Source organism: Streptomyces ficellus (assembly GCF_009739905.1).
Lineage (GTDB): Bacteria > Actinomycetota > Actinomycetes > Streptomycetales > Streptomycetaceae > Streptomyces > Streptomyces ficellus_A.
The window spans coordinates 4,942,686-4,963,253 of record NZ_CP034279.1; the positions used below are offsets into that span (position 1 = coordinate 4,942,686).

The window sequence follows — 20,568 nt, forward strand, 5'->3', positions numbered from 1 at the left end:
CCGACGCGCAGAAGGTTTCCCCATGACCTGGTTGATTACTGGCGGCGCCGGTTTCATCGGCTCCCACGTGGTGAAGGCGATGGCCGAGGGCGGCGAGCGGATCGTCGTCCTCGACGATCTGAGCACGGGCCGCGCCGAGCGGCTCCCCGACGGCGTACCGCTGGAGGTCGGCACCGTCCTCGACCGTGACGTCGTCGACCGTGTCCTCGCCGAGCACGCCGTCACCGGCATCGTGCACATCGCGGGCAAGAAGCAGGTCGCCGAGTCGGTCGCCAAGCCCCTGCACTACTACCGCGAGAACGTCGAGGGCCTCCGCACCCTCCTGGAGGCCGCCGCCGACGCCGGGGTGGCCCGGTTCCTGTTCTCCTCCTCCGCCGCCGTGTACGGCATGCCCGACGTGGACCTGGTCACCGAGGCCACGCCGTGCGCGCCCATCAACCCGTACGGCGAGACCAAGCTGGCCGGCGAGTGGCTGGTGACGGCGACCGGCCGGACGCACGGCATGGCGACCGCCTCGCTGCGGTACTTCAACGTGGCCGGCGCGGCCACGCCCGAACTGGGCGACGACGGCGTCTTCAACCTCGTGCCGATGGTCTTCGAGCGGCTCACCGCCGGCGAGCAGCCCCTGGTGTTCGGCGACGACTACCCGACGCCCGACGGCACGTGCATCCGCGACTACATCCACGTCGAGGACATCGCCTCCGCGCACGTCGCCGCCGCCCGCCGGCTCGCCGCCGACCCCACGGCCTCGCTGGTCCTGAACATCGGGCGCGGCGAGGGCGTCTCCGTCACGGAGATGGTCGGCCTCATCCAGGACGTCACCGGCCGCACCGACATCAAGCCGCACGTCACCGACCGCCGCCCCGGCGACCCCGCCCGGGTGGTGGCCTCCGCCGACCGCATCCGCGAAGAGCTGGGCTGGAGCGCCCGGCACGGGGTGCGCGAGATGGTCGAGTCCGCCTGGGCGGGCTGGCGACTGCGCCACCCGTAGGCACGACGGACACGGCGAAGGGCCCCGGGATCGCTCCCGGGGCCCTTCGCCGTACCCGCGCTCCGGCCTACTCCTCGCCGAGGAACAGCCTGTCGAACGCCTTGCTCACGATCGGCCAGTCCCACGTCGACAGCGCGTACTCGGACGCCAGCTTCCCGGCGTTCTGCCACGCCTCCTCGGTCGCCGTCGTCTCCAGGATCCGCTGCGCGGCCTCCTCCGTGGAGCCGACGACCCAGCCCTCCGGGTACAGCGTGCGGGCGCTGTTCGGCTTGCCCGCGTAGAACGGCCAGTCACGGGCGACCGGGACGGCGGCGCTCGCCGCGCCCTCCATCAGGCCCACGTGGCAGCCCTCGCGCACCGAAGAGGAGAGGATCACGCCGATCTCGGCGAGCGCCGACGGCACGTCGTCCGTCGGGCCGAGCTTCAGCACCACGCCCTCCTCGATGAGCGGGGCGATCTCCTTGTCGAACTGGCGCCGGTAGTCGCGGGTCGCCCGGCTGGTCTTCGGGTTCATGTCGCCGCCCACCAGCAGCAGCCGGTAGCGCTCGTCCTTCTCCCGCAGCCGCCGCAGCACGTCCACGGCCCACATCGGGTCCTTGGCGACCTGGCTGATGCCCACCAGACCCAGGTTGAAGCGGGCGTCGGCCGGCTTCGGACGGGCGAAGCCCGACAGGTCCATGGCGTTGTCGATCAGGTGCGCCCGCGGCGCGGAGTCCCCGCGCAGCATCGGCACCAGCGACTCGACGAGGTCCTTCACGTGCGGGGCGACGTAGATCAGGTCGTCGATCCGCGAGAAGTCCGTCATGTGCGGCCAGCGCGTGAACGCCTCGTAGCTGTGCAGACGCACCACGATCCGGGTGTCACCCGGGTCGATCGTCGTCAGCATCGCCGCCGGGCCCACCGACCAGTCCAGGAAGACGGTGTCCGCCCAGTCCAGGTACGGCCGCATCAGCCGCTCGACTTCCTCCTGGTACGTGCTGGTGCCGCCGGCCAGACGGTCCTCCAGCACCCGGCGGCCCGCCCACGCGATCCGCTTGAGCGCCTTCTGCGCCGCCAGGTCCAGGTACCGCAGCTCCACGCCCTGGTGGTTGCCGTACCGGTCCAGGATGTGGTGCAGGAAGTTGTCGTTGGCGCTGGTGGTGACCAGCAGCCGCAGCGGACGGTCCTTCGGCGCGGGCGCCGCCGGGGTCTTCCGGCCCTGCGGGCGCTTCATCACGCCCATGACCTTGGACCGGTACAGCGGCTCGACGAAGCCCTGCGCGTCCTTGGCCAGCGGCGACGACAACTGGTCGATGTGCAGCACCCGGTGGAAGCCCAGGAACAGCGCACGGTCCAGCGCGAACGACGCCTTCTCGTGGTCGCCCGCCGCGAACTGCGCGTCCGCGTGCGCCAGCTGGGCCGCGACCGCCTTGTCGAGGTCGCGCGGGTTGAGCCCCTTGGCGAGCTCCTTCATCACGGCCTCGTCCAGCAGCTGCGCCTTGAGCCCCAGGTCGGGGATCTTCGACGCGGCGGCGGCGAGCGCCAGGGCGGCGCCACTGGTGCGGCCCGCCCACTGCATGCCCTCGGCCACGTAACGGGACGTCGCGATGCGCACCTTCGGCGGCACACCGGGCGCCGTGACGGCCGTGCGCCACATCCGGGCGCCGACCGTGGAACGCATCACCGGGCGGGCGGTGGCGTGCCGCATGACGGTGGCCGGCAGGCCGTCCACCGAGCGGCGCACGTTCTGCTTGACGACGTCCATCGGCGGCAGGACGCCCCGGCCGGCCGTGGAGCCCTTCGCCTTGACCCGGTCGACGGCCTTCAGCGCCGGTGCCAGGCCGAAGTGGGCCTCCTCGACGCGGTAGTACTGCGCCAGGCGCCACACCGTGTAGACGGCGCCCGCGTCGAGCGCCACCAGGACGTCCGCCTTGCGGGCCAGCCGGCGCAGCACGCCGTCCCGCTCCGTCTGCATCCACACCTTCATGCCGCCCGGCGCCATCCGGGCCTTGCGGCGCAGCGCGGTGCTGCGGAAGTTGAGGTTGCGGGGGAGCTGGTGCGTACCGTCCAGCTCGGTGGCGGCGAGGTCCTCGGCGACCGGCTCCAGGTGGAACGTACCGGCGAGGTACGTCTTCGCGCCCGCGGCGCGGAACTTGCGCACCGAGTCGGCGAACACACCCAGCTGGGGGCGGACGCTGGCGATGAACAGGACGTTGGTCACAGGGACGGTCCTCCGGCGACGATCTGGTTCTGGGCGAGGCCGGTCGCGTCCGCGGTGTCCGTCGCCTCCGCCTTCAGGGCGGTGTAGTCGTCGATCAGCTGCTTCACGGCGGAGGTCATCAGCGCCTCACGGGTGAACTGGTCGGCGTGCGCCATGGCTTCGGCGTGCACCTCGTCGCTGGTCTCCACCGCCATGTGCGCGGCCTTGACGAACGACTCGGTCAGCCCCTCCTCGTCGATGCCGACGGCACCCGTCCACAGCGGGTGGCCGCGCAGCACGTTGGAGGCGTCGTGCTCGACGACGTGCGCCGAGACGATCGGCAGACCGGTCGCCATGTACTCGTAGACCTTGCCGGAGGTCACGTACCGGCCGCCGATGAGGATGAGGACCATCGCGTCCCAGCGGGCGTAGATGGACGCCACCTCGGCCTTGGCGGCGGGGCCGCCGAAGCGTACGCCGTCGACCTCGGCCTGCTTGAGGACCTCGGCGTGCCGGTTGGCCTCGCGGCCCGAGCCGTTGCCGATGTGGCCGCGCACCTCGAAGGTGGCGTTGGCCAGCAGCGGCTCCTTCTCGCGGGCGGCGCGCCAGGCGTTCAGCACGGTCTCCAGGTGCGGGACCGTGAAGTTGACCGTGCCGAGGTAGCCGAATGCCAGGCCCGCCTCGGGGTTGGCGCGGTGCGCCTTGCCCGGCGAGCTGTCGGCGTCGTAGCCGTTGCGCACCACGTGGACGCGGTCGGCGAAGTCCGGGTAGCGGGTGCGGTAGTGCTCCGCGATCGGGTCGTTGACGACCCACAGGGACAGCGCGTTGTCGAGGATCTTCTGTTCCCAGACGCCCTCGGCGGAGTCGCGGGCGAACGCCTCGACGCCGTCGATGACGTCGATCGACCAGCCGTCGCGGAAGTCCACCGCGTACGGCACCTTCGCCTCCTCCCACAGCTTCCACGCCGCGGCGAGGTTGACGTAGGGGACGCAGCTGGCGAGCAGCAGGTCGGCCGGGTGCTCGCCGTGGATGCGGAGCACGGCCCGCTCCAGGTCCTCGCGCCACTCACCGAAGTTGGGCTCGGGGAACGGCTCCATCTGGCGGCGCCGCAGGCGGGTCACCCAGCCGTTCGGGTTGAGGGCGCGGTCCTCGTTGTAGAGACGGATGTCCGTCTCCAGGTCCTCGCGCACCAGCGGCAGTTCGACGATCTTGATCTTCGGGTCGACCTGCTCCAGGAGGGTGAGGTCGACGCCGGAGTCCCTTTCCCACGACTCCTGCGCGATGGTGACGACGGTGACGTCCCAGCCCTCGTTGATGAACTGGTTCGCGGTCTCGCGCATGCGGTACGCGCAGCTCTTGGCCGCGGGAGGGAAACCGATGGCGAGGTAGATCACGTGGGGCCGCTTGCCTGTCGCGGGCAGCCCGGACCTGGGAGACGCTGACATAACCGGTGACGCTAGCACGGTGACATGTACGGAAAAGTGCCTCGTGAGAGGACCTGTCCGGTCACGCGTGCCGGCTGCCTCCCTTCCACTCTTCCATGATCCGGACGACGTTCTGGGCGGCCCGGCCGTCCCCGTACGGAGTGCCCGGGTCGGCCGTGGGCACCGCACGGGTCACGGTCGCCGCCCACTCGTCGGCGGACAGCGTGTGCGGGTCGGGAACAAGGACGTTCCAACCCGTGTCCACGGTTTCCACCCACTCCGTCTCGGGACGGATGGTGGTCGTGATGCGCTCCAGCAGGAACGCTTCCTTCTGCAGACCGCCCGAGTCGGTGACCACGCCCGCCGACGCCTCCACGGCCGCGACCAGACCGGCGTACGGCAGCGGACGGCCGACGTGCACCGAACCGGTGTTGAGCTCGATGTCGTGCGCCTGGGCGCGCGAGACCAGCCGCGGGTGGGCGAGCAGCGCGACGGGCAGCGGCAGCCCCGCCAGCGAGTCGATGATCGCCCGCAGGCGCTCCGGGTCGTCCGTGTTGTCCGGCCGGTGCAGCGTGGCCAGCAGGAACGGCTCCGACGGGTCGATGCCCTCCGGCAGGGCCGGGGCCGCGTGCTTGCCCGCCCGCACGTCGTCCCGGATCTTCAGGCAGATGTCGACCATCACGTCACCGGCCAGCACGGCACGGTCCTTCAGGCCCTCGTCCGCGAGGTGGCGCATGGCCTCCTCGGTCGGCGCGAGCAGGACGTCGGCGCAGTGGTCCGTCAGGACGCGGTTGTGCTCCTCCGGCATACGCCGGTTGAACGAGCGCAGGCCCGCCTCCAGGTGGGCGACCGGCAGGTGCATCTTCACGGCCGACAGCGCACCGGCGATCGTCGAGTTGGTGTCGCCGTACACCAGCACCCAGTCCGGCTTCTCGCGCTCCAGGACCGGGTCGAGCGCCGAGAGCACGGCGCCGGTCTGGACGCCGTGGCTGCCGGAGCCGACACCCAGGTGGACGTCCGGGTCGGGGATGCCGAGGCCCTCGAAGAAGACGTCGGAGAGGTCGGCGTCGTAGTGCTGCCCGGTGTGCACGATGAAGTGCTCGTGCTCCGTCTCGGCGAACGCCGCCGCGATGGGGGCGAGCTTCACCAATTGGGGACGTGCGCCGACGATGCTGATGACTTTCACTGAGCACTCTTCTTCTACTGGGACAGGTCAATGAGGGAGGCGTGCCGTGCCATCGTAGGCAATGGCGCGGATGACCAGGCCCGCGGCCGGAGCACGGGCCGGAACGACGACGTCCGACGGCCATGGTCAGACATGGTCAGAAGGTGCCTGTACACCCGCGAACACCTGGGATAACAATTCCGTGAACAGTTGACGGCGAGGTTTCGCGGCGGTTCCCGGGGGCGTACGGCGGGCTCCTCCAGAGGCGTACGGGGGTGGTCTCCCTCACGGTCGTACGGAGCGGGGGCCCAGGCACTCGGCGCCGTGCTCCGCCACGCGCCGGCGCAACTCCCGGTCGGCCGTCACCACCACACAGCGGCGCCCCGCCGCGCCCGCCTCCGCGGCCAGCTCCACGATCCGGTCGTCGCCGCTGCCCGCCGCCTCGTCGACCCCCACCCCCGGCACCGGCTCCACACCCCGCGCCCGGCCCTCCACGACCAGCACGACGTCCAGCGGACCGGGATGCCCGGCCACCCCTTCGGCGGCGTACGGCACCAGCCGGTCACGCAGCCGCTCGGCGGCCCCGCGGCGGTCCCGCCACCAGCCGTCCGGCACCGATCCGACGACGTTCGCGCCGTCCACGACGAGGAGAGTCAGCACCGTACGAGGGTCCCACGCGGGGGAGCGACGAGCGTCCCTCGCGGGGGAGCGACGAGGGCCCCTCGCGGGGGAGCGGGGGACGCGCGCCAAAATGCTATCGTCGCGCAAGCTTGGGGGAGCTCGCGTGAACTGTTTGAACTGTTCAGGGGAAGGTCGGCGGTGAGCCATGGCGGTGTGGTCCGCGCGGAAATCCAAGCGTCCTGCGGACGCCCCGTCGAGCCGTAGCGCCGCCGGGGCCGGCGCCCCGCTTCCCGGCGCCTCCCTCCCGGCCACCACCGACTGGCTGGTCCGCGGCAAGGACGGCCGCCTCACGGCGTACGCCCCCGTCGACGGCGCCGTGCTCCGCTGGACCGAGAAGCACCCGGGCGGCCCCGACTGGACCGGCCCCGAGACCATCCCCGCCCCCGGCATCGTGCCGCACCTGTCCATAGCCCAGGGCCCCGACGGATACGTCCACCTCGTGGCCCTGCGCCGCACCCGCGGCGCGGACGGCACCCCCACCGCCGACGTCGTCTTCGCGCTCCAGTACCAGTCCGGCCTGGCCGTCCGCGACTGGGCCGTCGTCGGCAACCCCTACCCGAACGACCCGGAACTCGCCGCGCAGATCGGCACCCCCGCGGCCGTCGTCGACTCCGAGGGCTCGCTGCACGTCTTCGTGCGCAACGTGGGCGGCGGGATCTGCGGGCGCTCCTCCGTGCCCTCGGGCAAGTGGAACAAGTGGGCCGACCTCAAGGGCAGCGGGATCACCGGGCCCATCCGCGCGTCGATCACCACCGACGGCCTGATGGAACTCGTCGCGCCCGCCGAGGACCACGTCCTGCGCTGGACCCAGGAGACCAAGGGCGTCAAGTTCCAGCGCGCCGAGGACGTCCCGGCCCGGCCCCAGCCCGCGTCGCTGTCCACGGAACGCACCGGCAGCGGCCGCCTCACCCACTACTGGCACGACGCCGAGGACGGTACGGTCCGGGCCTGGCGCCCCTCCGACAAGGCCCCCTCCGTCCTGGGCGCCGGCGCGGGCACCGGTCCGGTCGCCCTGCTCCGCACCGCCGTCGACGGTCACGACTGCACGATCATGGCCCGCCGGGACGCCGCGACGGGGCGCCCCGCGCTCGCCGCCTACCCCACCGAGGACGAAGCCCTCGGCGCCACCTGGACGCTCACCGGCGACCCCTGCGTGGGCGCCCCCGCGCTGAACCTCGACGGCCGCGGCCGCGTGGTCATGGCCGCCTTCGGCACGGACGGCACCCTCCGCGTCGCCCGCCAGAAGCCCGAACCGGGCCTGGCACTGGAGGCGTGGACGCGAGCCTGAGCCTCGCCGGTCTCGTCGCGGGCAATCGTCCCGCCCCCGCCCCCGCCACGTTGTGGGCCACCCCCCGCCGGTCTCGTTGTGGGCAATCGTCCCGCTGGGGCTCCCACCCTCGCCCCCCGTTGTGGGCAATCGTTCCGCAGGGCGGAACGGGTGGGCACAACGGGACCGGGGCGCCTGTTCCCGGTTCGCCTGCGGGCGGTGCCTCGTGCCGGTGACCCCCGGTGGGTGGGGGCGTGGCCCCTCCGGGCTCGCCTCCTCGGGGCCGGCGGCCTCGGGTTACGGGGATAGGGAGCCCCGGTGACGCCGCCAACCCCTGCGGGGGCGACCCTGCACGGCCCCACCCCGGGTACGTCGCCGGGTGCGGGGCGGTGGGTGGTTGGCACGGCTCCGCCCCGGTGCGTTGCCGGGTGCGGGACGGTGGGTGGGGGCACGGCCCCCCGGGTGCGTCAGGCGCGTTCCGTGAGCGTGCCGTCCTTCTCGTCGTACAGCGCACCCGTCTTCGGGCACTCCCAGACGCCCGGCTCGCCGGCGCGCTCCACCAGCTTGACGCCGGACCGGCCGACCCAGCCGATCCGGCGGGCCGGGACGCCCACGACCAGCGCGAAGTCCGGTACGTCCTTCGTGACGACCGCCCCCGCGGCCACCATCGCCCAGCGGCCGATCTCCAGCGGCGCCACGCACACCGAGCGCGCGCCGATCGAGGCGCCGTCGGCGATCCGTACGCCCACGGCCTCCCAGTCGCCGCCGCGCTTCTGCTTGAAGTCGGGGTCGACGGAGCGCGGGTTGTGGTCGTTGGTGAGGACGACGGCCGGGCCGATGAAGACACCGTCGCCGAGCTCGGCCGGCTCGTACACCAGGGCGTAGTTCTGGAGCTTGCAGTTGTCACCCATGCGCACGCCCGTGCCGACGTACGCACCGCGACCGATCACGCAGCCCTCGCCGAGCTTCGCTCCCTCGCGGATCTGCGCGAGCTCCCACACACTGCTCCCGGCGCCGATCTCGGCGTTGTCGGCGACCTGCGCGGTGGGCTGGACCCTGTAATTCACTGTGCTCTGCCTTCCGGGATGCGTCTTCGCCCGGCGAGCATACGGCCAGCCGGGTGGCGCCCGGCCGGTTTGACCCCTCGGAGCGCTGACCGTAACCTTGACCGTCGGCGTGTTTCCATGCGCGCCAACTCCTGAGCACCTCCCTCCCGGCCTCGGGTCGGGAGAGGCCGCTCGTCCCCAGGACAGTCACGGACCTCGCCGGTCCGTGCGAGCGGCTGGCATCAGGGGTTTCCGTTCCGAGCGAGAGTGAGATCCGCGTGTACGCCATCGTGCGCAGCGGTGGTCGCCAGCACAAGGTTGCTGTCGGCGACATCGTTGAGGTTGACAAGATTTCCACTGCCAAGGTTGGCGACACGGTCGAGCTCTCGACCCTGCTCGTTGTCGACGGCGACGCTGTGACCAGCGACCCGTGGGTGCTGGCCGGCATCAAGGTCACGGCCGAGGTCGTGGACCACCACAAGGGCGCCAAGATCGACATCCTGCGCTACAAGAACAAGACCGGCTACCGCCGTCGTCAGGGCCACCGCCAGCAGTACACGGCGATCAAGGTCACGGCGATCCCCACGGCTGCGAAGTAAGGGACTGAGGAGACATGGCACACAAGAAGGGCGCATCGTCCACCCGGAACGGTCGCGACTCCAACGCTCAGCGGCTCGGCGTGAAGCGCTTCGGCGGTCAGGTCGTCAACGCCGGTGAGATCCTGGTCCGCCAGCGTGGCACCCACTTCCACCCCGGTTCGGGTGTCGGTCGTGGTGGTGACGACACGCTGTTCGCGCTGCAGGCCGGTGCGGTGCAGTTCGGCACGTTCCGTGGCCGCAAGGTCGTGAACATCGTTCCGACCGCTGCCTGATCCACTTTCGCGGAGGCGGACCTCACTTCCCGTACGGGAAGCGGGTCCGCCTTTCGCGTGTTAACACGTAGACATTTCCGTACGTACTGGAGGCACAGAACATGACCACCTTCGTGGACCGCGTCGAGCTGCATGTCGCCGCGGGTAACGGAGGCCACGGCTGTGCCTCCGTCCACCGTGAGAAGTTCAAGCCGCTCGGCGGCCCCGACGGGGGCAACGGCGGCCGGGGCGGTGACGTGATCCTGGTCGTCGACCAGTCGGTCACCACGCTCCTGGACTACCACCACTCGCCGCACCGCAAGGCCACCAACGGCAAGCCCGGCGAGGGCGGCAACCGGTCCGGCAAGGACGGCCAGGACCTGGTCCTGCCGGTGCCGGACGGCACGGTCGTCCTCGACAAGAACGGCGAGGTGCTGGCCGACCTGGTCGGGCACGGCACGTCGTACGTCGCGGCCGAGGGCGGCCGCGGCGGGCTCGGCAACGCCGCCCTGGCCTCCGCCCGCCGCAAGGCGCCCGGCTTCGCGCTGCTGGGCGAGCCGGGCCGGTCGGGCGACATCGTCCTGGAGCTGAAGACCGTCGCCGACGTCGCGCTGGTGGGCTACCCCAGCGCTGGCAAGTCCTCGCTGATCTCCGTGCTGTCGGCCGCGAAGCCGAAGATCGCCGACTACCCGTTCACCACGCTCGTGCCGAACCTGGGCGTCGTCACCGCCGGCTCGACCGTCTTCACCATCGCGGACGTGCCGGGGCTCATCCCGGGCGCGAGCCAGGGGCGTGGGCTCGGCCTGGAGTTCCTGCGCCACGTCGAGCGCTGCTCGGTGCTCGTGCACGTCCTGGACACGGCGACCCTGGAGTCCGACCGTGACCCGGTCACGGACCTGGACGTCATCGAGGAGGAGCTGAAGCAGTACGGCGGCCTCGACGACCGCCCCCGGATCGTCGTCCTCAACAAGATCGACATTCCGGACGGCAAGGACCTCGCCGACATGATCCGCCCCGACCTGGAGGAGCGCGGCTACCGCGTCTTCGAGGTCTCGGCGGTCGCCCACATGGGCCTGAAGGAGCTGTCCTTCGCGCTGGCCGAGATCGTCGGCAAGGCCCGGGCGGCCAAGCCGAAGGAGGAGGCCACCCGGATCGTCATCCGCCCGAAGGCGGTCGACGACGCGGGCTTCACGGTCACGCAGGAGGAGGACGGCCTCTTCCGCGTGCGCGGCGAGAAGCCGGAGCGCTGGGTGCGCCAGACGGACTTCAACAACGACGAGGCCGTCGGCTACCTGGCGGACCGCCTCAACCGCCTCGGCGTCGAGGACCAGCTGATGAAGGCCGGCGCCCGCGCGGGCGACGGCGTGGCCATCGGCCCCGAGGAGAACGCGGTCGTCTTCGACTGGGAGCCCACGATGATGGCCGGCGCGGAGATGCTCGGCCGCCGTGGTGAGGACCACCGCCTCGAGGCCCCGCGCCCCGCGGCCCAGCGCCGCAAGGACCGGGACGCTGAGCGGGACGAGGCCCAGCGCGAGTACGAGGGCTTCGAGCCCTTCTGATCCTTCGGGAGCTCTCCCACGCCCCGGGGTGCCGCCGTGCACCCCGGGGCGTCGCTGTGCGTAGCGGACGGTCGCGCAGGGGCGCCGGTGTGGGCGCGGTCGAAAAAAGCGTATGAATTCCGGTTTACGTCGCTCCGACCGGACAACCTGTGGCCAAGGATCACCGTCTTGTCTCCGGGGGCGGGACCACGGGTGTCCCGGCTGACTTGAACGGAGCGTTGATGAAGGTCTCCTTCCTCATCCACACCATTTACGGCATCGGCGGCACCATCCGCACCACGCTCAACCTCGCGGAGGAGCTGGCCGGGCGCCACGAGGTGGAGATCGTCTCCGTGTTCCGCCACCGCGACGAGCCGCTGTTCGCGATCGACCCGCGCATCACCGTCGTCCCGCTCGTCGACACCCGCCCGTCCTCCCCGGCCAACGAGAAGAAGCACGAGCTGCACCTCCGGCCCGCCGAGCACTTCCCGCGGAACGAGGCCCGGTACGCGGAGTACAGCCTCCTCACCGACGAACGCGTCCGCGCGCACTACGCCGGAGCCGGCTCCGACGCCGACGTCGTCATCGGCACCCGCCCCGGGCTCGTCGCCTACGTCGCCGCGTTCGCGCCCGCGAGCGCCGTGCGCATCGGGCAGGAGCACATGACGCACAACCACCACAAGCCCGAGCTGCGGACCGAGATGGCCGGGTTCCTCAAGGAGCTGGACGCGTTCGTCACCGTCTCCGAGGGCGACGCCGCCTCCTGGCGCGAGCGGATGCCCCTGCCCGGCACCCGCGTGCTCGCCATCCCCAACAGCGTGCCCGAGCCGGTCGTCACCCCCTCCGACACCTCGGGCACCACGATCGTGGCGGCCGGGCGGCTGGCGTCCGAGAAGCAGTACCACGTGCTGATCGAGGCGTTCGGCAAGGTCGCCGTCCAGCGCCCCGGGTGGACCCTGCGCATCTGCGGCTGGGGCAACCAGAAGGACCGGCTCCGCAGGAAGATCGACCAACTGGGGCTGTACAACAGCGTGCACCTCATGGGCCCGCGCTCGCCCATCGAGCCCGAGTGGGTCAAGGGCGCGCTCGCGGTGTCCACGTCCCGGCACGAGTCCTTCGGCATGACGCTCGTCGAGGCGATGCGGTGCGGGCTGCCCGTGGTGTCCACCGACTGCGACTACGGCCCCCGCGAGATCATCCAGGACGGCGAGGACGGCTTCCTCGTACCTGTCGGCGACGTCGACGCCATCGCCGCCGCGCTGATCCGGCTCATCGACGACCCCGGTCTGCGCCGCCGCATGGGCGCCGCCGCCCGCGCCAACGCCCGCCGTTTCGCCCCGGGCCCGGTGGCCAAGCAGTACGAGGAGCTGTTCGGCGAGCTGGGCGCGGCCCCCACCCACCGCGCCGCCCCGCACCCGGAGCCGGGCTCCGCGGCCGGCCGGGATGCGGTGGCCGACTGCGTCGCCGCCGCCGACGGCTCCCTGACCGTGTCGCTCCTCACCCCGCGCGAGGGCGCCCGCCTGTTCGTCGGCGAGCACGTCTTCCCCTTCGACGCGCGCGGCACCGCGACCGTGCCGGCCGGTACGGCGCTCCCCGAGGGCGTCTGGCCCGCGCAGATCGGGCTGCCCGGCGCCGAGGGCCGCGTACCGCTCACCACGCGCGCCGTCGACCAGCGCGGGGCGATGCGCGCGGCGGAGCGGCAGCGGGCCGGGGAAACGGTTCGGCAGGTGGTTCCGTACGTCAAGGGCGGGGCCCTGCACGTGCGTTGCTGGGTGCGCCGGGTCCACGCCGAGGCCGGCGACGTCCGCATCGAGGACGGGACGATCACCCTGGCCGCGCGGCTCCACGGCACGGCCGAGCCCGACGGCGAACCCGTTCTCCTGCTGCGGCGGCGCGGCAAGGCGCCCCTGGAGCTGGCCTTCCCCGGAACCTGCACGGAAACCGCTGACGGCTCACCGGCGGTGGCCGGTCTCCGCTTCGCCTTCTCCTGCACGGCTCCCGCCGCGCGTCAGCAGGACCCGCACGATGTGTGGGACCTGTGGCTCCGGTACGCGCCGGACGCCGAGCCGGTCCGGGTCGGGCGCTTCCTCGACGACGTCGTGGAGAAGGGCTCCCTCTTCCCCCACCCTCCGGTCGAGCTGCGCAAACGGCAGCCCGGGGGGCTGGCCCGAGCGGTGGTGCGGAAGCTGACCGGCAGGCCCCAGGAGCGGGTCGTGATCAAGGTTTTCTACAGTGCGGCCAACGAGCTCGTGCTCAACGTCGTCGACGGGCCGGCGGCGTGATGTCGGTCACCGGCGCCCCTTTCCGTGGTGCGTCCGCTCTCCCTGGCCACAGCGTGAACAGAAGGTGTCGCGCGGGTGTGGGGGGCCTTCTGTCCGCCTTGCGAGACGGTCACGGAGAGTGCGACCATCAGCCCGTCCCCCAGTCGTCGCAAGGTAGGTCGTTCTGTGTCAGCGCCGCATGAAGCCAAGACCCGCACCACAGCTGTCGTGCTCGCCGGCGGTACCGGCCAGCGCGTGGGCCTCTCGATCCCCAAGCAGCTGCTGAAGATCGCGGGCAAGGCGGTCATCGAGCACACGCTGACGATCTTCGAGCAGGCGGACTCCGTCGACGACGTGATCGTGCTGATGGCGCCGGGTTTCGTACCCGACGTCGAGAGGATCATCGCCAAGGCGGGCCTCACCAAGGTCACCCGCGTCATCGAGGGCGGCGCCACCCGCAACGAGACCACCGAGCGCGCCATCCAGGCGCTCGGCGAGGGCCTCGGGGAGGGCGAGGACCTCAACGTCCTCTTCCACGACGCGGTGCGTCCGCTTCTGTCACAGCGCGTCATCAAGGACTGCGTCGACGCCCTCGACCGGTACCAGGCCGTCGACGTCGCCATCCCCTCCGCGGACACGATCATCGTCACCCGCACCCACGGCGAGGACGGCGAGTTCATCACCGACGTCCCCGACCGCTCCCGGCTCCGCCGCGGGCAGACGCCCCAGGCGTTCAAGCTGTCCACGATCAAGCGGGCGTACGAGGTCGCGGCCGGTGACCCCAACTTCCAGGCGACCGACGACTGCAGCGTCGTGCTGAAGTACCTGCCGGACGTGCCGATCTACGTCGTCGCGGGCGACGAGTACAACATGAAGGTCACCCAGCCCGTCGACGTCTTCATCGCCGACAAGCTGTTCCAGCTGGCCTCCACCGCCGCCCCGCGCCAGGCCGACGAGGCCGCGTACCGCGAACTGCTGTCCGGCAAGACCCTCGTCGTCTTCGGCGGCTCGTACGGTATCGGCGCCGACATCGCCGCCCTCGCCGAGCGGTACGGTGCGACGGTGTACGCGCTGGGCCGCTCCACCACCGGCACGCACGTCGAGAACCCCGAGCACGTCGAGGAGGCGCTCGCCACGGCGTATGCGGCCGGCGGCCGCATCGACTACGTCATCAACACGGCGGGCGTCCTGCGCATCGGCAAACTCGCCGAGACCGACACCGCGACCATTCAGGAAGCGCTGAACGTCAATTACCTGGCGCCCGTGCAGATCGCGCGCGCCGCGTATAAATACCTGGTGGAGACCAAGGGGCAGCTGCTGCTCTACACGTCCTCCAGCTACACCCGCGGCCGGGCCGAGTACAGCCTTTACTCGTCCACCAAGGCCGCCATGGTGAATCTCACGCAGGCGCTCGCCGACGAATGGGCCGGCGACGGAATCCGAGTGAATTGCGTCAACCCCGAGCGCACCGCCACGCCGATGCGTACGAAGGCGTTCGGCCAGGAGCCCGCCGGATCGCTGCTGTCCTCCGAGGCCGTGGCCCGGACCTCGCTGGACGTGCTGCTTTCCGAGCTCACCGGCCACGTCATCGACGTCCGGCAGCAGGACCCCACCCGTGGGGCGAGCGAGGCGTCCGGGTTCGAACAGGCTCTGGCCTCCGTGCTGGACCGACAGGAAGATGTGTAATACTCACCAGATGTGTTCTTCGGGCCTCTGTGTCGCATTGCGCGAATGCAGGGGCCCGAGTTCGTAAAACTGCGAAAGAGTCCGCAAGGGCTCGCGAAGTCAGTCCGTGAAGACCCCCACCTTCACGAGAGTTTTGTCCATGTGAAAAAACCGGCACCCCCTTCTGGAGCAGGTTCTTCGTGATTTCGACCGCCATTCGCCTGGCACGCGTGGGCAGTGCGTCCGAGCTGGCCGCGGCAGTCCTCATGGGACTGGGTTATCCGTGCGTCATGCTCGCCGCCCTCCTCCCGAACCTCTGGTTCTTCGCGGCCGCCGGTGCCGTGACCTATGTCGCCGACTGGTATCTGCACCAGAAGGACAGTTACCTGATCAACCGGCTGAGCAAGGTCCGGGCCGGTCTGCCGATCCGCTTCCTGCTGCGCCAGCTGCTGCTGATCCTGCTGCTCGCCCGCGAAGGCCTCGCCGAGCAGCCCGTGTTCTTCGCGGCGGTCGCCTGCTTCCTGCTCTTCTACGGCCTCCAGGCACCGCAGGGCGCCCTCGCGACCCTCATCCGGCTGCGCCGCACCATGCCGGTCGTCACGCGCAACGTCGACCTCAACGCCGTACGCATCCCCGACGCCCCGCCGCAGGCGCTGCTGAGCCGCTCCGCCGAGAAGATGCTGCACCTCGACCTCCCCGCCATGGCGGGCGTGATCGCCGCGGCCGCCACCGGCGTCGACGCCATCGGCTACGCGGGCGTCGGGGCGACCCTCGCCCTGGGCCTGCTCTACACCGCGGCCCTCGTGCCGTACCTGCGCCGCAAGCGCCGCGCGCCGGCCACCGGCGCCGCGCTCAAGGCCGTCGCCACCTGGCTGCGCGAGTACCAGCCGACCGTCGCGCTGTACTTCTCCGGCTCCGACGACTCCGCGTACCAGGTCAACATGTGGCTGGAGACGATGGAGCAGGTCGACGGACGGCCGCTGATCATCATGCGCGAGCGGAACCTGGTCAGGAAGCTCAACCCGACCTCCGTGCCGATCCTGTGCGTCCCCGGCGGCCAGCACCTGATGGCGATGGACCTGTCGTCGATCCGCGTCACGCTCTACCCGGCCAACGTCGGCAAGAACATCCACATGCTGCGCGTCCCGACCATGAAGCACGTCTTCATCGGGCACGGCGACAGCGACAAGCTCGCCAGCGTCAACCCGTTCTCCAAGGTGTACGACGAGGTGTGGACCGCGGGCCAGGCCGGCCGCGACCGGTACGCCCTCGCCGACGTCGGCGTCCGCGACGACGACATCGTCGAGGTGGGCCGCCCGCAGCTCGCCCCGATCCGCACCTGGACGGGCACGCCCCAGAACGCGATCCCCACCGTCCTGTACGCCCCCACCTGGGAGGGCTGGGACAACAACCCCGGCAACACCTCCCTGCTGCTGGCCGGCGAGAACATCGTGAAGCGGCTGCTGAACGCCCCACGGCCGGTCCGGGTCATCTACAAGCCGCACCCCTTCACCGGGCTCGTCAACAAGAAGGCCAAGGCCGTCGACGAGCGCCTCCAGAAGATGGTCGCCGCCGCCAACGCCGAGCGCGCGGCCGACCCGCGCTGGGCGAAGGAGATCGCCGCCGCCCAGTCCTCCCAGGCCGCGGCCCGCGCCGAACTGACCCGTGTCGAGGCCCGCATCGCGCAGCTCGCCGCCCCCGGCCGCAAGGGCGGCGACGAGGCCGAGGAGTCCCGCGTCTCGCTCGCCGACCCCCAGCGGCTGGCCGACCTCAAGCGGCTGCGGGCCGAGTGGAACGACGCGTACTGGCGCTCGTTCGGCTGGTGGGAGCACAAGGTCGTCACCGGCGCCGAGCCGAAGCTGTACGACTGCTTCAACGAGGCCGACGGCATGGTCTCCGACATCTCCAGCGTCGTGTCCGACTTCATCGCGAGCGGCAAGCCGTACGCCGTCACCGACTCCGCCGAGCTCGGCACCGACGAGTTCAAGCGCCAGAACACCGCCGTACGGGCCGCGGTGATCCTCTCCAACGGCGCCGAGGAGCTGGACGAACTGCTGGCGGCCGTGGCCGACCCGGCCGCCGACCTCCTCGCCGGGGAGCGCAAGCAGCTCAAGCGGTACCTGCTGGGCCCCGACGAGCCCACGTCCATGGAGCAGTTCAACACCGCGGTACGCGCGCTGGCCGCCAAGGCGGAGGCCCGCAACAACGGCGTGGCGCAGCGGCTGGCCGGCCAGCGGATCGGCGAGCTGGACCAGGAGGCCGACGGCGCGGGCGCCGAGCCGGCCGGCGCCGCGCTCGACACGGTGGCGGAGAAGGGCGCGCAGGAGGCGACGGTGGCCACCTGAGCCCCGGCACCCCCGCGTAAAGCGCGCACGTACACCCGACGGCCCGTAAGTCCCTCGTCCGAGGAGCACTTACGGGCCGTCGTGCGTGCCGTCACTCCCCGCGACGACCCCCCGGGCACCATGACGGACGTGAACGAGAACACTCCCGATGTCAGCGTGATCATCGGAGCCTATGAAGCGATGCCGTACCTGGTGAAGTGCCTGGAGTCGGTGGAGTCGCAGACGCTCGGCGCCGACCGGATCGAGATCGTCGCCGTCGACGACGGCTCGACCGACGGCACGGGGGAGTACCTGGAGGAGTTCGCCACCCGCTCCAAGGTCGCCACCCGCGTCGTGCGACAGTCCAACTCCGGCGGCCCCAGCCGCCCGCGCAACACCGGACTCGCCCTCGCCCGCGGCCGGTTCGTCTTCTTCCTGGACGCCGACGACTACTTCGGCGACGAGGCGCTGGAACGCCTCGTCGCGATGGCCGACCGGGCCGGCACGGACGTGGTGCTCGGCAAGACCGTCGGCGTCAACCGCAACGCCGCCAAATCGATGTGGAACGAGACCGTCGAACGCGCCGACATCTACCGCTCCAACGTCAAGTACACGCTCAGCGCCCAGAAACTCTTCCGCCGCGACCTGCTCGTCCGGCACGGCATGCGCTTCGACGAGTCGCTGCGCACCGGCGAGGACGCGCTGTTCACCCTGGAGGCGTACCTGCGCGGCAACGGGGTGTCGGTGGTCTCCGACCCCACCTGCTACTACCTGGTGGGCCGCGAGGACGGCAAACACCTGACGAAGACCGGCGGTTACGTCCCCCGCTTCGACTCGGCCAGGGCCCTGATGCGGCTGATCGCCGCGCACGTACCGGCGGGCGAGCGCCGCGACCTGCTGATGATGCGCCCCTTCGCGGTCACCCTGCTGCCGCAGTTCGGGCCCGTCGTGCTCCGCCAGCCCCGCGACGTCCTGCTCGCCAAGATGAAGCTCGCCGCGCCGCTGATGGCCGCCCACTGGACCCCCGGCCTGGCCCGCCGCCTGAAGACCGACGAACGGCTGCGGCTGACCTGCGTGGCGATGGACCTGCCCGACCCCCTCGTCGACGTGGTTGCCTTCCTGCACGAGGGGAAGCAGCCGGAGCGGGTACGCCGGCGGGGTCGCGAGTACCTGGCGTACCCGCACTTCCGCGACCCGGCGCTCGGCATCCCGGACTCGGCGTACGAAGTGCGCGGCGCGCCCGGCCCCTTGACCGTCGCACGGCGCCGCGCCCGGCGGCTGGCGGACCGGACGCTGCGGCACCTGCGGAGGGTGCGGGCGGGGGCCTGAGTCCGGACCGGCGTCCAGCGGCTGGAACCCGCGCGCGCCGAACGGCGCGCCTGGCATAGATTTTCCCCTGTGACAGTGGCAAGGCAGTACGTGACGGAAGCGCGCAGGATCGTCGTCAAGGTCGGTTCCTCCTCCCTGACCACCGCGTCCGGCGGCATCGACGCCGACCGGGTCGACGCACTCGTCGACGTACTCGCCAAGGTCCGCAGCGGAGGCGAGAAGGAGGTCCTCCTGGTCTCCTCCGGGGCCATCGCCGCCGGGCTCGCGCCGCTCGGCCTCGCCCGCCGCCCCAAGGACCTGGCCCGCCAGCAGGCCGCCGCCAGCGTCGGCCAGGGCCTCCTCGTCGCCCGCTACACCGCCTCCTTCGCCCGCTACGGCGTACGCGTCGGCCAGGTCCTGCTCACCGCCGACGACACCAGCCGCCGCGCCCACTACCGCAACGCCTACCGGACGCTCGACCAGCTGCTCGCGATGGGCGCCCTGCCCGTCATCAACGAGAACGACACGGTGGCCACGGACGAGATCCGGTTCGGCGACAACGACCGGCTGGCCGCGCTCGTCGCCCACCTCGTCCGCGCCGACCTGCTCGTCCTGCTCTCCGACGTGGACGGGCTGTACGACGGCGACCCGTCGAAGCCGGGCACCTCGCGCATCGCCGAGGTGCGCGGCCCGGAGGACCTCGCGGGCGTCGAGATCGGCTCGGCGGGCAAGGCGGGCGTCGGCACCGGTGGCATGGTCACCAAGGTCGAGGCGGCCCGGATCGCCGCCGCCGCGGGCGTACCGGTCGTCCTCACCTCCGCCAGCCGCGCCGCCGACGCCCTCGCGGGCCGCGACACCGGCACCTACTTCCGCCGCACCGGCCGCCGCTCCGCCGACCGGCTGCTGTGGCTGGCCCACGCCTCCACCCCGCAGGGCGCCCTGGTCCTGGACGACGGCGCGGTGCGGGCGGTCGTCGACGGCAGGAAGTCCCTGCTCCCCGCGGGCATCGCGGCCGTCGAGGGGGAATTCGGCGCCGGGGACCCGGTCGAGCTGCGCGACACCTCGGGCCGGGCCGTCGCACGGGGGCTCGTCAACTTCGACGCCAAGGAGATCCCCCAGCTCCTGGGCCGGTCCACCAGGGAGCTGGCGAAGGAGCTGGGCCCGGCGTACGAGCGGGAGGTCGTACACAGGGACGATCTCGTCGTCCTCCAGCCCTAGACCCGTCCCAGAACGGCTGAAAGTCCCGCCATCCGCCAGACACCTTCACCAAAACCGCCCCACGTTCCACGCAGGACTGGTCAACTTTGTCTCAGGGGTAAGCGGGGTGACAGCACCACGACGCACAAACAGGAGGCCGCCGGTGAGACGAGCGCGCCCGGGGGCTCTGCCCCGAGGGACGGCCGAACGCGCCTTGACGAGTGTCGAGGCAGGGGCCGACTTCGACGAAGCCGTCCTCGACGAGGGCGCCGCGGACCGGCAGGCGGGAGGCCGGCCCGACCGGCACACCCCCGACCGCCCGGTGTCCAAGCTGTGGCACATCACCCTCAGCGTCTCCGGCCGGGCCGCCCCGCTCAAGGACGTCAGACGCGCCCTGGAGCAGCTCGCCCACGATCACCCGTTCCTGCTGACCAGCCGGTATGCCAACGATCACGCCGAGATCCGGTACTGGGAGGAGGCCCGCGACCTGCACGACGCGGCCGCCGTCGCCCTGCGGCTGTGGGGCGAGCACCGGCAGAGCGCCAACCTCCCGCCGTGGGAGATCGTCGGCCTGGAGGTCATCGACCGCGAGACGTACCACCTGCGGATCGCGGAGGGCTACGGCCCGCCCCCGGCCGCCCCGGTGGGCGTGCACCCGTACTGACCGGGGCG

16 protein-coding genes are annotated in these 20,568 nt (G+C 71.6%); 11 read left to right on the forward strand and 5 right to left on the reverse strand.

Features of this window, described 5'->3' with window-relative positions; genetic code table 11:
• Positions 1–22: 22 nt before the first annotated feature.
• Entirely contained in the window at positions 23–991 is a 969-nt protein-coding gene (galE, locus tag EIZ62_RS22075; protein WP_156694424.1) for a UDP-glucose 4-epimerase GalE, read from the forward strand.
• 67 nt (positions 992–1,058) lie between these two features.
• On the opposite strand, the gene EIZ62_RS22080 is transcribed toward galE, so the two are convergent.
• The 4 genes from EIZ62_RS22080 to EIZ62_RS22095 all read right to left on the reverse strand — a co-directional run bounded on the left by EIZ62_RS22080 (position 1,059) and on the right by EIZ62_RS22095 (position 6,419).
• Complete coding sequence (locus tag EIZ62_RS22080) at positions 1,059–3,191, reverse strand: glycosyltransferase family protein (RefSeq protein WP_156694425.1); 2,133 nt, start codon at positions 3,189–3,191, stop codon at positions 1,059–1,061.
• Positions 3,188–4,564 (reverse strand): glycosyltransferase, encoded by a 1,377-nt coding sequence (locus tag EIZ62_RS22085; protein ID WP_156696543.1) that lies wholly within the window; start codon positions 4,562–4,564, stop codon positions 3,188–3,190. The genes EIZ62_RS22080 and EIZ62_RS22085 overlap by 4 nt, the downstream gene beginning before the upstream one ends.
• Before the next feature lie 112 nt (positions 4,565–4,676).
• Entirely contained in the window at positions 4,677–5,780 is a 1,104-nt protein-coding gene (wecB, locus tag EIZ62_RS22090; protein ID WP_156694426.1) for a non-hydrolyzing UDP-N-acetylglucosamine 2-epimerase, read from the reverse strand.
• A gap of 264 nt (positions 5,781–6,044) precedes the next feature.
• The gene (locus EIZ62_RS22095) at positions 6,045–6,419 is read right to left on the reverse strand and encodes a PIN domain-containing protein (protein ID WP_156694427.1); all 375 of its coding nucleotides are present in this window, start codon (positions 6,417–6,419) and stop codon (positions 6,045–6,047) included.
• 166 nt (positions 6,420–6,585) lie between these two features.
• Between EIZ62_RS22095 and EIZ62_RS22100 the strand changes: the two genes are divergently transcribed.
• Positions 6,586–7,728: a PLL family lectin gene (locus EIZ62_RS22100; protein WP_156694428.1), complete on the forward strand. Its 1,143-nt coding sequence runs from the start codon at positions 6,586–6,588 to the stop codon at positions 7,726–7,728.
• A gap of 446 nt (positions 7,729–8,174) precedes the next feature.
• On the opposite strand, the gene EIZ62_RS22105 is transcribed toward EIZ62_RS22100, so the two are convergent.
• Positions 8,175–8,774, reverse strand: a complete 600-nt coding sequence (locus EIZ62_RS22105; protein ID WP_156694429.1) for an acyltransferase — start codon at positions 8,772–8,774, stop codon at positions 8,175–8,177.
• A gap of 257 nt (positions 8,775–9,031) precedes the next feature.
• On the opposite strand from EIZ62_RS22105, the gene rplU reads away from it, so the two are divergent.
• The 9 genes from rplU (at position 9,032) to EIZ62_RS22150 (ending at position 20,560) form a co-directional block, all read left to right on the forward strand.
• Positions 9,032–9,352 carry a 50S ribosomal protein L21 gene (gene rplU, locus EIZ62_RS22110; RefSeq protein WP_156694430.1) on the forward strand — a complete coding sequence of 107 codons (321 nt, stop codon included), beginning with the start codon at positions 9,032–9,034 and terminating at the stop codon, positions 9,350–9,352.
• 14 nt (positions 9,353–9,366) lie between these two features.
• The gene (gene rpmA / locus EIZ62_RS22115) at positions 9,367–9,624 is read left to right on the forward strand and encodes a 50S ribosomal protein L27 (RefSeq protein WP_156694431.1); all 258 of its coding nucleotides are present in this window, start codon (positions 9,367–9,369) and stop codon (positions 9,622–9,624) included.
• Positions 9,625–9,725: 101 nt separating this feature from the next.
• Positions 9,726–11,162, forward strand: a complete 1,437-nt coding sequence (gene obgE, locus EIZ62_RS22120) for a GTPase ObgE (protein ID WP_156694432.1) — start codon at positions 9,726–9,728, stop codon at positions 11,160–11,162.
• 221 nt (positions 11,163–11,383) lie between these two features.
• Positions 11,384–13,423, forward strand: a complete 2,040-nt coding sequence (locus EIZ62_RS22125; protein WP_156694433.1) for a glycosyltransferase family 4 protein — start codon at positions 11,384–11,386, stop codon at positions 13,421–13,423.
• A 165-nt stretch (positions 13,424–13,588) separates the two neighbouring features.
• Positions 13,589–15,088, forward strand: coding sequence for a bifunctional cytidylyltransferase/SDR family oxidoreductase (locus EIZ62_RS22130; RefSeq protein WP_156694434.1), 1,500 nt, complete (start codon positions 13,589–13,591; stop codon positions 15,086–15,088).
• A gap of 179 nt (positions 15,089–15,267) precedes the next feature.
• Positions 15,268–17,412 (forward strand): hypothetical protein, encoded by a 2,145-nt coding sequence (locus EIZ62_RS22135; protein ID WP_244375898.1) that lies wholly within the window; start codon positions 15,268–15,270, stop codon positions 17,410–17,412.
• Positions 17,413–17,532: 120 nt separating this feature from the next.
• Positions 17,533–18,720 carry a glycosyltransferase family 2 protein gene (locus EIZ62_RS22140; RefSeq protein WP_156694436.1) on the forward strand — a complete coding sequence of 396 codons (1,188 nt, stop codon included), beginning with the start codon at positions 17,533–17,535 and terminating at the stop codon, positions 18,718–18,720.
• A 69-nt stretch (positions 18,721–18,789) separates the two neighbouring features.
• Positions 18,790–19,917, forward strand: a complete 1,128-nt coding sequence (gene proB, locus EIZ62_RS22145; RefSeq protein ID WP_208828001.1) for a glutamate 5-kinase — start codon at positions 18,790–18,792, stop codon at positions 19,915–19,917.
• 142 nt (positions 19,918–20,059) lie between these two features.
• Positions 20,060–20,560, forward strand: coding sequence for a hypothetical protein (locus tag EIZ62_RS22150; protein ID WP_156694437.1), 501 nt, complete (start codon positions 20,060–20,062; stop codon positions 20,558–20,560).
• Positions 20,561–20,568 lie beyond the last annotated feature (8 nt).

Bases quoted from the DNA above. Each gene is read 5' to 3' on its own strand.
- galE (WP_156694424.1), top strand. From the start codon at position 23: ATGACCTGGTTGATTACTGGCGGCGCCGGTTTCATCGGCTCCCACGTG.
- EIZ62_RS22100 (WP_156694428.1), top strand. From the start codon at position 6,586: ATGGCGGTGTGGTCCGCGCGGAAATCCAAGCGTCCTGCGGACGCCCCG.
- rpmA (WP_156694431.1), top strand. From the start codon at position 9,367: ATGGCACACAAGAAGGGCGCATCGTCCACCCGGAACGGTCGCGACTCC.
- obgE (WP_156694432.1), top strand. From the start codon at position 9,726: ATGACCACCTTCGTGGACCGCGTCGAGCTGCATGTCGCCGCGGGTAAC.
- EIZ62_RS22125 (WP_156694433.1), top strand. From the start codon at position 11,384: ATGAAGGTCTCCTTCCTCATCCACACCATTTACGGCATCGGCGGCACC.
- EIZ62_RS22140 (WP_156694436.1), top strand. From the start codon at position 17,533: ATGACGGACGTGAACGAGAACACTCCCGATGTCAGCGTGATCATCGGA.